This window comes from Staphylococcus simulans (assembly GCF_003043455.1).
GTDB lineage: Bacteria > Bacillota > Bacilli > Staphylococcales > Staphylococcaceae > Staphylococcus > Staphylococcus simulans_A.
Genome location: NZ_PZGG01000007.1, coordinates 19473 through 32872 on the forward strand (window position 1 = coordinate 19473; position 13400 = coordinate 32872).

The window sequence follows — 13400 nt, forward strand, 5'->3', positions numbered from 1 at the left end:
TCCTATTACTTCTTACGAACAAGATGTAAGAACGTATGTGGAATTTTATTTCGTTCATCTTGTTCTCCTTTTACTGAAGATTCTACTTCCCAATCTTCAAATGTATAAGGTGGGAAGAACGTATCGCCTTGATATTTATCTTCAATGACGGTGATATACATATCATCCACTTTATCGATAAATTCTTCAAATAAAGCTTGGCCGCCGAATATAAATACGTGGCCAGGTAAATCATAAATATCATCAAAGTTGTGTATCACGTCTACACCTTCTGGATGAAATGATTCATCACGTGTTAATACGACATTGCGTCGATTTGGCAACGGTTTTCCTATGGATTCGTATGTTTTACGACCCATTACGAGTGTATTACCAGTGCTTAATTTTTTAACATGTTTTAAATCATTAGGCAAATGCCAAGGAAGTTGATTATCTTTGCCGATTACTCTGTTTTGATCATGCGCAACAAGAATAGAAAGCGTCATATTCTTATCCCCTTTCAAAAATTCTAAGTGTATTTATACTGCGATAGGTGCTTTAATACCTGGATGTGATTGATAATTTACAATCTCTAAGTCTTCATATTGAATATCAAAAATAGAACGATCTGAATTAATTTTTAATTGAGGTGGTTCGTAACTTGAACGGCTTAATTGTTTTTTAACCGCATCAACGTGATTTGAATAGATATGCGCATCACCAATCGTATGCACAAATTCGCCGACTTCAAGTCCACATTCTTTTGCTACTAAATGTGTTAATAAACTGTAACTCGCGATATTAAACGGAACACCTAAGAAGACATCTGCACTTCGTTGATAGAGTTGACAGCTTAATTTGCCATCTTGGACATAAAATTGGAACATCGTATGACAAGGCGGTAAAGCCATCGTATCAATTTCTGCTGGATTCCATGCTGACACGATATGACGTCTTGATGTTGGATGTGTTTTAATTTGTTCAATGACTGTAGCAAGTTGGTCATAATGTTCACCGTCTGCACCAACCCAGTCTCGCCATTGTTTACCATATACATTCCCTAAATTACCGTGCTTTTGCGCAAAATCTTCATCATTTAAGATTTGAGATTTAAATTTTTCCATTTCTTGTTGATAAACTTCATTAAATTCTGGATCTTGTAATGCACGATGCGCAAACTTGGTCATATCTGGACCATGATAATCATCTGATTCAACGTAATTTTCAAATGCCCATTCATTCCAAATATTATTGTTATATTGTAGTAAATATTTGATGTTTGTATCGCCTTTCATAAACCATATCAACTCAGTCGCGATGAGTTTAAAGAATACCTTTTTAGTTGTTAATAATGGGAAACCTTTACTTAAGTCATAGCGTGATTGATGGCCGAACTTTGAAATTGTGCCAGTGCGTGTACGGTCGTCTCGTTCATTGCCGATAGCTAGTATTTCCTTGCACAGGTCATGATATGCTTCATCAAATGAATTCATACCTATCTCCTCCTCAATTCATATGTATCTCATATTATAAAAAATGGGACAATTGATGGATTGTGTCAGCCATCAAATATTGTCCCGTACCTTCGATTATGAAATCAATTCAAAATGATTGATTAACAGTTTTCATCAAACATATCTTTGATATCCATGCAGATATCTTGAATATCGCGTCCCTCAATATATTCACGAGGCATAAAATGTTTTAATTCTGTACCTTTAAATAAAGCGAAAGAAGGACTTGAAGGTACTTGTTGAATAAATTCTCTCATTTCTTGTGTGGCTTCTTTATCTTGACCTGCAAAAACTGTTACTTTATGGTCAGGTTTTTTATCATTTTGCTCAGCAACTGCTACAGCTGCAGGACGTGCTAGACCAGCGGCACAACCACATACTGAATTAATTACAACGAATGTAGTTTCATCAGAACCTACATTATCCATATATTGATCAACTGCATCTGCAGTTTCTAAACTTTCAAAACCATTTTGTGTTAACTCGCTACGCATGCCTTGTGCAAGTTCTTGCATGTATGCTTCATACGGATTCATAATATACACTCCTTGTTTATTTATAGTTTATTTTACATGAAATAATCAGAAATGTAATCTAATTAAATTGCAGATTCATCCAACTTCTGGTTATTTATTACGGTTGGCAATTTGTTTCCAAACAGAACCTAGTGCTTCATCGCCTTTTTCAATACGAGAAATTGCCATTTGTATTTGCAGCTTCACTTCGTAAGCATCATCATTTTCATGTGCTTTTAAAGCTGGTAATTGTGCTTCGCCGCCTTCATCAAATATAAACATTGCAGCACGCCAACGCACAATTTTTTGTGGGTCATCTAAAGCTTTTTCCATTTCTGGTAATGCTTCTTTAAATCCTAAATCACTTAGCCCATCGCCAGCCGTACGACGTACACCAGGGTTTTTATCATGTAAACCTTGATACATATATGGAAGTACAGATTCATCTTCTACCATACTTGCTAACACAATGGCTTCACGACGGATCGGGATTTTAGGATGATTTAAAGCAGCTTCAATTAAAGGATAATCTTCTTTAGTAGGTGTCGGGAAAGATTTCAACATTCTAAGTTGTGCTTTCCAATCTTCTGCTGCGTTGAATTCATCAACTGTTACATGTTGATAATGTGTCGTTGGTACAACGATATCCGTATTGAGTGCTTCTTCTTCTAATTCATTTAACTTACTTTCAGGATAAAGTGCGATAAGTTCTTCTTCAACATTATCCATAACTTCTTCTAGTTCACCGTAACGCGTACCTAAATCTTCCCACTTACGCATAAATACGACGTTGTCGTCATCTTTTTGTGCAGCAAGCATTGTATCCACAAAATAATCTGGCAGTTGTCTTCGTTGTTCATCATTCGCAGTAGTGAGTTTAATTTGATATGGAATACCTTTGAACTTAAGGACTTCCGCTTTGATTTCACCATAATGTTCATCAGGTGCTGGTGCTTCATTTGCTTCAGTTTCAGACTCATTACTGAGTGCAGCGGTAATATTAGGCAGTAAAGTTTCCCAATCTGCTTTTGGTGCTTTATCAACTGCAAGAAAATCAATGACATGGAAAATAGATTTGACGCCTTCTACCTCTAACAATCTATTGATAAAATCCGGCTGGCCATCTTTTACTTTAGTATAGGTGGAGGATTGATTGTCCTCTCTTTTCTTATTTAAAACCACTTTCATGGTATTCGGACTTGGTGTTGGTTCTATACGAACGATTTCCATCAACATAACCCCCAATTATTGTAGTTCGTTACCAAATTGCTTGATTTGTTTACCTACTGAACATTCATAAATACAAAAATGATGTGCGTGTGTTTTACCTTTTGTTTTACGATTATATGTTTTCAATTCACAATTTTTACAATAGGTGTTTAATAAATCATCAATGGAATCAAGCGCTCTTTTTTCAGATTTTGAAAAAATAATCGTCACTCCCTTTTCGTAATTAATAACACCTTAAATGGTTTAAGGACTATTAATTTAGCCTCATTATATCATGCGACACGGTTAACTTCATCTCTCCAATTTCTTAATTTAACTAAATGGTCATTGCATTTAAAGCACAATTTCTATAGAATATATGAGTTGAGTTGCGGTTTCTAAACACCCGCATTAACAAAATTTAGGAGGTTAATTATGTTTTACAATGAAATATTAGGTATTATCGCCTTTTTAGTGACCTTTACTTTAATGGTCACAATGTATCGATTATTTGGCAAACAAGGTTTAATTGCTTGGGTGGCTATCGGTACAGTGATTGCTAACATACAGGTAATTAAAACTGTAGATATCTTTACGATTTCTGCGACGTTAGGAAATGTCATGTTTGCGTCTATCTACTTGGCCACAGATATTTTGAATGACATCTATGGACGTAAAGTTGCGAAGAGAGCAGTTTGGATGGGATTTAGTTCTTCATTAGTAATGATTATTTTAATGCAGCTATCCCTGCATTTTATTCCTGCCCCTGAAGATATGGCACAAAAAGCGTTAAGTACAATTTTCAATATTGTACCAAGAATTGCGCTAGGTTCGATTATTGCTTATATTATCGGGCAACACATTGATGTCTTTATCTTCAATGCGATTAAAAAAGTGTTCAAATCAGATCGTACTTTTGCGATACGTGCATATGGGAGTACAACATTAAGTTCTATTATTGATACTGCCCTTTTTGTAGCAATCGCATTTATTGGGTTGTTACCTGCAGGTGCAGTTTTTGAAATCTTTATTACGACTTATTTCTTAAAACTGCTTGCTACAATCTTTAATGTGCCATTTGGTTATTGGGCGAAATCAATGTACCGAAAAGGTAAAATTCAATCAAAAGATGATGGTTACTGATTAAGGGTATAGATAATAAAGTATTTTGATTAAGGATGGAATGATGTATGGCTAAAATATTTTTTGATGCAGCAGTTAAAGGTAATCCAGGACCAGCATCTATCGCAGCAACAATTATTGAAGAGAGTAATCATCAAATTTTCACACAAGATATTGCACCTACTGACAATCATTCAGCAGAATGGCAAGCCTTTAATTTTGCATTAGATTGTGCGTTAGAATTAAATGTATCAACTGCTTTGGTATATACAGATTCTAAACTCATTACTGATAGTTTAGATAAAGGTTTTGCTAAGAATGAGAAGTTTAAAGGTTATTTAGTTGAAGCTGCTAAAAAAATGAAAGATTTTGATTTATGTCTGATAGATTGGATTCCTAGAGCACAAAATAAAGAAGCCAATCATCATGCGCAACAAGCGCTATATCAGCAATTAAAATAAAAGAAGCGGGAGGACGTATTCACAGATTGTAACTGTGAAACGCCCTCCCGCTTTTGTATGTTTCATTAAAATGGAAGAAATTCTCTTTCAATAAATTTCTTTGAAACTCTTAAATCATGTGTATCCAAGACGTTGAAAATATCAATAAAATCCAAGTGGTATTGCATTTGATTGAATAATGCAGTTACATCTAGTGGCACATTCGTGTGAATTTCTGCAAGTTGTTTTGAAAGTTTCAAATCATCTAATTGGCTGATGATTTTCTTTTGCTGTCCAGGTGTCAGTTCATCTATATGATTAATGACATTTTCAACTGATTGATATTTTAAAATTAATTTATGTGCAGTTTTTTCTCCAATACCTTTAACGCCTGGATAACCATCAGCGGTATCTCCCATAAATGCTTTGATGTCGATAAGTTGAAGCGGATGCAATTGATATTCTTCTTGATAACGCGTTAAGTCATAACGGTTATAGATATTAAATCCTTTTTTAGTCAGCCAAACTTCAACATTAGGATTAATACATTGTAAAATATCTTTATCTCCAGTAACGATATAAACCTCGTTATCTTCTGAAAGGTTTCTGCTTAACGTTCCGATAACATCATCGGCCTCGTAATTTTTCACACCAATATTCACAAACCCAAGTGCGTTTGAAATATCCTGAACTAAATCAAATTGCGGTATTAATTCATCTGGCGGAGAAGGTCTATGTTGTTTATAATCAGCAAACATTTCATTACGAAACGTTTGTTTCCCCATATCCCAACATACTGCGATATGTGTTGGCTGAATATCATCAATCGCCGAAAAAATGTGACGAACAAATCCTTGTACGCCATTAGTAGGAACGCCGTTTGAATTTCTCATGAATTGGTGATGAATGCTTGTAGCATAGAAATGGCGAAATAATAACGCCATTCCATCTACGAGCAATACTTTGTTTGTCATAATACTTCCTCTTTCTAAGTTATATAATTTCTTTTAATTGACGATTTGCTGCATCAATTTGTTGGATTAAGCTATTATCAATTTTCACATTCAATAATGCGCTTGCTTGTTCATGGATTTCATCTGAAATCTCATTTAATTGTTGATCTGCGATTTTACCCATAGATGAGACTTGTTGTTCTAATTCTTGTCTCAATTGGTTAATATTGCTTTGCAGTAAATCAACAGTTTCCATTGTGATTTGTTCTTGTAATTCTTTTTGCGCTTTTAGTTGCAATAAACGCTTTTTCGTTAATTTTTTTGGAAGATGCTCGTACATCTCATTAAAATCAATATGCATTGTTGTGATTTTGTCTTTATCCATTTCAATATCAAAATGCGGTTGTAATAAAATGTGCAATTGATTCAATTGCTTCACAACAGGCGCCAATTGATCTTCGAGCTGTTTATTAAAGAATTTTTTAATTCGTTCAGCTATTAACGTTTGTTCCATATATAATCTGCCGTGAACTTGTTCGAGATACGTTTTAACTGCATCACGTTTTTCAGCATCAAAGTCTTTATTTTTAGTCATTTGACCATTAAATACTGTGCGCACTTCATCAAATAATTGAATTTTTAAGCGTTCATTTAAATGATACACTTGGTCTTCAACTTCATTATAAGCATGTTGTTTAGATGTTTTTAAAGTTGTATTAGGAATCGCACCTTTTTGTTCAATCTTTCTAACTTCTTGTTGACGCGTCTCCATTTCTTCACGGTTATTTTGATAGTCTTCTGACATTTGCGTGTAAGACGCACTGATTTGTTCAAGTTGCGCTTTCATTTGTTGCTGTAAGACAACTTTAGATTCGACTTCAGCAAAGTAATCCAGGCTTTCTTTCAGTTTCGTTAAGCCTTCATCGCCTTCTTTTAACGCACGTCGACTCGATACACTATAGATATCAGCAGGCATGTTGACTTGTTGTAATGCATCGCTGACGTAATCTTCAACAGCTTCCAAGTCTTCTGTGGATTCTGCTAAATCTACTGCGTTAATAATCATTTTGAATGTTTGATTTTCATTCAGTTGATTCATCTCTTTCATATATTCAATAAATGCTTTGTCATTATCAGTGAATGAATGGTTGAAGTAACTGACATATAAAATTAAGTCAGATGATGTTAATATTTTTTCTGTTTCATTTGAGTGACGTTGGTTGTTTGAATATAGACCTAATGAGTCTACAATAATTTTGTTTTTCAACCACTCTATCGGTAAGTTTAAATGAACAGTTTCTACGAATGCTGCATACTCATCTTGTGCACTCCATTTTTTCACTTCATCTTGACTAATGTCATGTTGATAGCCATCTTTGATCATATTTTGATATAAATCCAATTGTTCTTTAACTGCATTGACAAAAGCAAGTTGTTCTTTTTTCAATGAATGTTTTAATTCTGTTGTGTCTGTTGCTTTGAAATCTTCTAAACTATCAAAGTGGAATTTTTGAGATTCGACTAATTGATTTAATTCCGCGAGTAATTGAGGTGCTTGTTTCAAAGTAATTGCACTTGAATCACCGTATGAAAGTTCTGTTGTTGCTGCTGTTGTAGGATTAGGTGAACTTACTAAATAATTATCACCTAGTAAAGCATTAATCAAGCTGCTTTTACCAGCACTGAATGTACCAAAGACACCAATTTTAACGATTTGTTGATCCATGCGGTCGATAGCTGCTTTTAAATCTGCTTTAGTTTGTTCAAATAAAGGTACAGGGTCAATTATATCAATACCTTGTTTAATTGTATCAACATCGATATCTGATTTTAGTTCAGTTTTTTGTTTCGTTTGATTCAGTTGTTTTTTTGGTGTTTCTAATTCTTCTTTTGTATAAGTGATTTCTGTACGATCGATCAATTTATCTAATGAATCATCTAAATGAATATAATAATGTTGGTAGTTTCTAGTAACTAGTGATTCACGCAACTTGCGCAATTCAATGTATTTTTCATAATCGTTTTGATCTGTCTCTTCTTCATCATCGACATGTTGTGTTTCAGCATTTTCAATGGCGCGTTTTAAGAGTGGTTCAGATTCTTTTTTTATAAAGCGATGAATTGCTTTAACGACGTCGTCGCAAAAGTTTAATACATAAGCATTACTGATGCTCATCTGTTCTTGGTATAAATCAGTGACTAAAGATGATGGAATTTCATAATGTTGGTTTAAAATCGATTGGTTGACGTCTGTTTGGTTGATGAAGCGAGTTAAGAATGACATGTCCTCTCGCATAGGTTGTCTGATTTGTTGGTTCACAATATCTTGTAAGGCTGCCATGACATTTTGCAGTCTTTCTTCCCTAGCTTCTTCAGTTTTCTTTTTCTTGTTAAAGAATCCGCCGACTTTGAATGTTTTAACTTGGCTTTCTAGATAAAGACGAATTTTTTCACGCATTTCATGCGGCATTAAATACGCATTTTCCAAAATATTTTTACGTTGGTAATTTAAGTATTTATAGAGCTTATCAGGATCATTTAACAACTGTGCTTCTTCACTTACAGATTGATTCTGTTGGAAGTTTAAATAAGCTTGATCAAACTGCGAGGCATCTATATCTAAATTTGCCAATATATCCTGCATTTCAGCTTGAATATATGATTTTTGATCATCAGTAATGAATTGCGTAATTCTTTCAATATAATCATCCATCGACTCACGATGTGTATCTTGTTGGATTAAGAAATCAGAGAGTGCATTAATTTGATTTTCTGGATGGTCATACTTAGAAACATAAAATGTTTTTAACAATTCTAAGTCCCACTCATCTACCGCGTGTTCAATATTTTGTTTGAAAGCTTCAAATGAAAGTTCTTCATCATTATGTTTATCAATTTGATTGATCACAAAAACGACTGGAATACCTGCATGATTTAAACGTTTCATAAATTGGAAATTCATTGCCGATTGAACATGATTATAATCTACCGTATAGAAAACAATATTGCTGGTAAACATAAATTGTTCTGTTGATGCTTGGTGCAATGCAACATTAGAGTCTACACCTGGTGTATCTTGCAAGGTAAACCCTTTGTTGAATTTATCAGATTCGAAACGAATTTCTACAGACTCTACATCCCCATTTTGTCTGTTTAATTGTTTAACTTCATCATAATTACTTAAGCGTGTATACTTTTGACCTTCTAAGTTAGCGATAATTTCATTTTTATCAGCTACACTGACAATTGCTGTGTTGCTAGTTGTCGGCACAGGTGAACTTGGTAAGATTTCTTGTTCAAGCAGTAAGTTGATTAACGTTGATTTGCCTGCTGAAAAGTGACCGACAAAGGTTAATGTATATTGATCTAAATAAACTTTTTTAATCACTTGATTGATAATATGGACTAAGTCTTGATGATTAGATTTTTCGACTTCTTTTTTTAATTTATATAAAATATCTAATTGGTTGTTACTCGTCATAGATTATGTACCCCTTTATAAATAACATTGATTTAATTGTATACTAAAAGCGCTTTACTCTAAAGGATTAAAACTGACGACATGCATAATAAAAAAGATGCATCTGACTGTTTTTTAGTCAAATGCATCTTAAAGTTAAAGACCTGGATTATTCGCACGCTTAATTTGTAAGTAGCGAGATAAGCTGTAAACGATAATTCCAGCCCAAATAAAGATAAAGGTAACAAATTGATTTGTATCAAAAGGTTCTTTATAAATAAAGATACCTAAAATGAAAATTAATGTCGGACCTATATATTGAATGAATCCCATTAATGATAAAGGAATACGTCTTGCACCTGCTGAGAATGAAATTAATGGAATTGCTGTAATAGCCCCTGAGAACAACAACCAGAATGTTGGTACATTAATACCAATAGTTGTTTGATGTGAGAACCATAAATATATAATATAAATCACAGCAGCTGGTGTTGTAACAATACATTCAAATGTAATACTGCTTAAAGCATCAATCGGTACGATTTTCTTAAGCAAACCATAAAATCCGAATGACACAGCTAAGATAATCGATACAATCGGAAACTCTCCAATTTTCAATGTCATATAAACTACACCGATGAATGCTAGCAGAATGGCTAACCATTCCAACTTATTGAATTTTTCTTTCATAAAAATCATCGCAAGTAAAATACTGACAAGCGGATTAATATAATAACCTAAACTCGCTTGGAGTACGTGATTATTATTAACTGCCCAAATAAATGTGCCCCAGTTAATTGTAATAATATAGCCGGCTATAATAATAGCCCATAGTTGTTTCGTTGTTAAAGATTTTACACCACTCACAAATTGTGAACTTTTCCCCATAGCCATGATTAATATAACCATAAAAATCATGGATAAAATAATACGATAAGCGAGAATTTCAAACGGACTGATATCATTGAGCAACGACCAATAAATTGGCAACGTTCCCCAAAGGATATAGGCAATCATGGAGTATACTATGCCGCGTTTAAATTCTTGATTCATCCTAGTCACCCCAATTTTTCAATCTATTTACTTTTTCTTAGCCCAATATTGATAATACGTACATTCAATATAACCATTGAAGAGCTTTCTACGTTTTGTTGCTTTTTGTTGTGTTAAGAATTCAAATTCTTTATTACTTGTTAAAATGTACTCTGATAAATTTTTATGCTGACGCATTAACTTACCTAGGTAGCGATACATTTCTTCAACTTCTTCTCTATCACCGATACGCTCACCATATGGTGGGTTACCGATTAATGCGATAGGTTGATCCGTATGGATATCTAAAGTATTGACATCTTTAACTCCAAATTGAATCACTTCACTCAAACCTACTTCTTCGGCATTGCGTATCGCAATGTCTACCATTTCAGGATCAATATCATAAGCATAAACTTCAACTTCTTTATCGTAATCAGCTTGTTGATCAGCTTCATCACGTAATTGTTCGTATAAATCATCTGGCATAATATCCCATTGTTCTGAAACGAATGAACGGTTAAAGCCAGGTGCAATGTTTTGCGCAATTAAGCATGCCTCAATTGCGATTGTTCCTGAACCGCAGAATGGATCGATTAATGGTGTATTGCCATCCCAGTTAGCTAAGCGGATAAGTGCAGCAGCCAATGTTTCTTTAATCGGTGCTTCACCTTGTGCGAGTCTGTATCCGCGTTTGTTCAAACCTGAACCAGAAGTATCAATTGTTAACAGTACTTCATCTTTATGAATTGCTACCTCTAAAGGGTATTTACTTCCTGTTTCGTCTAACCACCCTTTATGAGCGTAAGCATCTTTTAAGCGTTCAACAATTGCTTTTTTCACAATTGCTTGAACATCAGGCACACTGTGAAGCGTAGATTTGACACTTCGGCCTTGTACTGGGAAGTTCCCATCTTCTGTAATGATTGTTTCCCAAGGTAATGCTTTAGTTTGTTCGAATAATTCTTCAAATGTTGTTGCTTTAAAACGTCCCATTACTAGGCGGACTCTGTCAGCAGTACGCAACCATAGATTACTTTTAGCAATCGCAGTTTCATCGCCTTCGAAGAAAATTCTTCCGTTTTCCACTGTTGTTTCGTAGCCTAATGCATTAACTTCTTTTGCAACGACAGCTTCAAGACCCATTGGACATACGGCTAATAATTGATACATATGCGTTGACCTTCCTTCTATTTTTGTTGATTTACTATATTATTGTAGCAAATTTTGAAGCGGTAATATATGTGTAGTAAGTGAGAAATCAAATAAAAAAGCTCTCCAATCTGGAGAGCTGAACTAGTGAGGATATTTCTATAAGCCATGTTCTGTACCTTAGTACTGATAACGTGCACTAGTAGTCACTCGTACGCCGGTGGTAACCATCTGTCTGGAATAAGTATTTACGCACACTCATTCCCTCATTTATACGTTGAATTCCGCTAAATAAGTGCTCCTACCAAATTTGGATTGCTCACTCGAGGGGTTTACCGCGTTCCACCCTTTACATTTCTGTAAAGGCTCCGTCACTGTGGCACTTTCAAGCTACTTTAATCATATCTGAATGACTTAGATTATTTCACTGCCGTCTATTAGCCTTGACTTATTGTTTCATCAAGCACGAACACTACAATCATCTCAGATTGTGTGAGCATGGACTTTCCTCTATATTGCTATAGCGATTACCCGAAATATCACTTCTTAAAATTATAGCATGGTTCTTTGCCTATGGTAAAGCCAATCCGAAAAAGCACAACTTTTCAGATTTCGAACCATAGACTAAATATAACTATTTTCCAAATACTGCTTTTTCCAAGTTAGAGATACGTTTAAGCATATCTACATTACTAGAATTTGTGTTTGAAGAAAAACTTTTGTTTTCTTGTGGTCTAGAAGTTGCTACACGTAAACGTAACTCTTCAAGTTCTTTTTTTAACTTATGATTTTCTTCATTTAATTTAATTACTTCATTATTCATGTCTGCCATTTTCTGATAGTCTGCGATGATGTCATCTAAAAATGCATCTACTTCTTCCCTTCTATATCCACGTGCAAGGGTTTTTTCGAAGTCTTTCTCATAAATATCTTTTGCTGATAATTTTAAAGATACATCTGCCATTTTTTCTCCACCTCATTCGAAACTTTCTTCAGACCACTGTATATCACTGATGAATGTATTGATTTCATCAAACGTTACAACATCATAAGTATAGTTTGTTTGTTCTGCAAAATCAACTAACATCCGCTTGAAGAACTTTGGACTTGCTTCTTGTTCCTCATCATAGATTAAAACAGTCATATCAGTATGGTCTAGGATAAATTGATCTGTTTGTTTGAATTGAAAAGGACCTTCATACGGTGCATGATGTACGGAATCATGAAAATCAGCACCTTCAATAATTTGTTGGTATTTCAACTGATTTTGTTCATTCCAACGTTCAGTATGATTTTGGAACGGTGTAATCACACCGAGTTTTAATTCAGGATACTCTTGTTGTAAATCAAGCACCACTTCAGCTGTCCACATTTCAATTCCTAATTGTCCTTGTATCAATACCCATTCTAAACCTTCCTCAACCAGATTTTGCAATTTATTTTTTAAAAATAATTTAAGGTATTTTACTTCAGGTGCATCATCTTTAAAAATATTTAATTCATATGATTTATAGCCGGTTACATATGCCGTTTTAACCATATTGCGTTTCACTTTCCTTTATATAGTTTAAGTCATAGTTTACACTTTTTAGTTTATCCATAAAGAGCTTCCGGCTTGCTGAAGCATAATGACACTCTACAGAAAGTCGCTCTAAATTTTCTTTGAGCATTTGATATTTCAACTGATTCATGTATGGAAGCGCAACGATATTTTCTGCATGACCATCCAACTGGTTCAACAATTCATCAATATAATAGGCAAAAGGCATCACATCATCTTTAAATTCAAAAGCCTTACCTTCTCTTGCTTCTTCATATCTTTGTTTCATAATAAAGGTTTGTTCTAATAATGTTGAGATAATGGTATACAATCACATTCCGCCTCCCTCACAATTAAATTATCATATATTTTTCGGCACGTCATTTCAAAAAACCTTTAAATCCCTATGTTAAAAGGGTTCAATATTGTTAAATAGCTAGATTAACGTTAAAATAAGTGACATATACACAAACCAATATTTGCG

14 protein-coding genes and 1 other RNA gene are annotated in these 13400 nt (G+C 34.2%); 2 read left to right on the top strand and 13 right to left on the bottom strand.

What is annotated here, in order from left to right; genetic code table 11:
- Positions 1-5 precede the first annotated feature (5 nt).
- The 5 genes from BU038_RS02265 to BU038_RS02285 form a co-directional block, all read right to left on the bottom strand.
- Positions 6-485, bottom strand: coding sequence for a dihydrofolate reductase (locus BU038_RS02265; RefSeq protein WP_107604622.1), 480 nt, complete (start codon positions 483-485; stop codon positions 6-8).
- 33 nt (positions 486-518) lie between these two features.
- Entirely contained in the window at positions 519-1472 is a 954-nt protein-coding gene (locus tag BU038_RS02270) for a thymidylate synthase (RefSeq protein WP_107604623.1), read from the bottom strand.
- 122 nt (positions 1473-1594) lie between these two features.
- Positions 1595-2029: a bacilliredoxin BrxA gene (brxA, locus tag BU038_RS02275; protein ID WP_107604624.1), complete on the bottom strand. Its 435-nt coding sequence runs from the start codon at positions 2027-2029 to the stop codon at positions 1595-1597.
- 90 nt (positions 2030-2119) lie between these two features.
- The gene (locus tag BU038_RS02280) at positions 2120-3238 is read right to left on the bottom strand and encodes a conserved virulence factor C family protein (protein WP_107604625.1); all 1119 of its coding nucleotides are present in this window, start codon (positions 3236-3238) and stop codon (positions 2120-2122) included.
- Positions 3239-3253: 15 nt separating this feature from the next.
- Complete coding sequence (locus BU038_RS02285; protein WP_107604626.1) at positions 3254-3448, bottom strand: zinc-finger domain-containing protein; 195 nt, start codon at positions 3446-3448, stop codon at positions 3254-3256.
- Between the two features lie 204 nt (positions 3449-3652).
- Between BU038_RS02285 and BU038_RS02290 the strand changes: the two genes are divergently transcribed.
- Entirely contained in the window at positions 3653-4360 is a 708-nt protein-coding gene (locus BU038_RS02290) for a queuosine precursor transporter (protein ID WP_107604627.1), read from the top strand.
- A gap of 47 nt (positions 4361-4407) precedes the next feature.
- The gene (locus BU038_RS02295; RefSeq protein ID WP_107604628.1) at positions 4408-4800 is read left to right on the top strand and encodes a ribonuclease HI family protein; all 393 of its coding nucleotides are present in this window, start codon (positions 4408-4410) and stop codon (positions 4798-4800) included.
- Between the two features lie 65 nt (positions 4801-4865).
- Here BU038_RS02295 and BU038_RS02300 read toward each other — a convergent pair whose 3' ends face one another.
- From BU038_RS02300 to BU038_RS02335, 8 genes are all read right to left on the bottom strand, one after another.
- The gene (locus BU038_RS02300) at positions 4866-5753 is read right to left on the bottom strand and encodes a 5'-3' exonuclease (RefSeq protein ID WP_107604629.1); all 888 of its coding nucleotides are present in this window, start codon (positions 5751-5753) and stop codon (positions 4866-4868) included.
- Between the two features lie 19 nt (positions 5754-5772).
- Positions 5773-9213, bottom strand: a complete 3441-nt coding sequence (locus tag BU038_RS02305; RefSeq protein WP_107604630.1) for a dynamin family protein — start codon at positions 9211-9213, stop codon at positions 5773-5775.
- A gap of 135 nt (positions 9214-9348) precedes the next feature.
- Positions 9349-10245, bottom strand: coding sequence for an EamA family transporter RarD (rarD, locus tag BU038_RS02310; RefSeq protein WP_107604631.1), 897 nt, complete (start codon positions 10243-10245; stop codon positions 9349-9351).
- A 27-nt stretch (positions 10246-10272) separates the two neighbouring features.
- A complete protein-coding gene (locus BU038_RS02315) occupies positions 10273-11397 on the bottom strand; it encodes a THUMP domain-containing class I SAM-dependent RNA methyltransferase (RefSeq protein WP_002480950.1) in 1125 nt (374 codons plus the stop codon).
- A gap of 136 nt (positions 11398-11533) precedes the next feature.
- Positions 11534-11915: RNase P RNA component class B (gene rnpB / locus BU038_RS02320), an RNA gene on the bottom strand.
- A 95-nt stretch (positions 11916-12010) separates the two neighbouring features.
- Positions 12011-12340, bottom strand: a complete 330-nt coding sequence (gene gpsB / locus BU038_RS02325) for a cell division regulator GpsB (protein WP_107604632.1) — start codon at positions 12338-12340, stop codon at positions 12011-12013.
- Between the two features lie 12 nt (positions 12341-12352).
- Positions 12353-12916 carry a DUF1273 domain-containing protein gene (locus BU038_RS02330; RefSeq protein ID WP_107604633.1) on the bottom strand — a complete coding sequence of 188 codons (564 nt, stop codon included), beginning with the start codon at positions 12914-12916 and terminating at the stop codon, positions 12353-12355.
- Positions 12909-13247 carry a DUF1798 family protein gene (locus tag BU038_RS02335; RefSeq protein ID WP_107604634.1) on the bottom strand — a complete coding sequence of 113 codons (339 nt, stop codon included), beginning with the start codon at positions 13245-13247 and terminating at the stop codon, positions 12909-12911. Before BU038_RS02335 ends, BU038_RS02330 begins: the two co-directional genes overlap by 8 nt.
- Positions 13248-13400 lie beyond the last annotated feature (153 nt).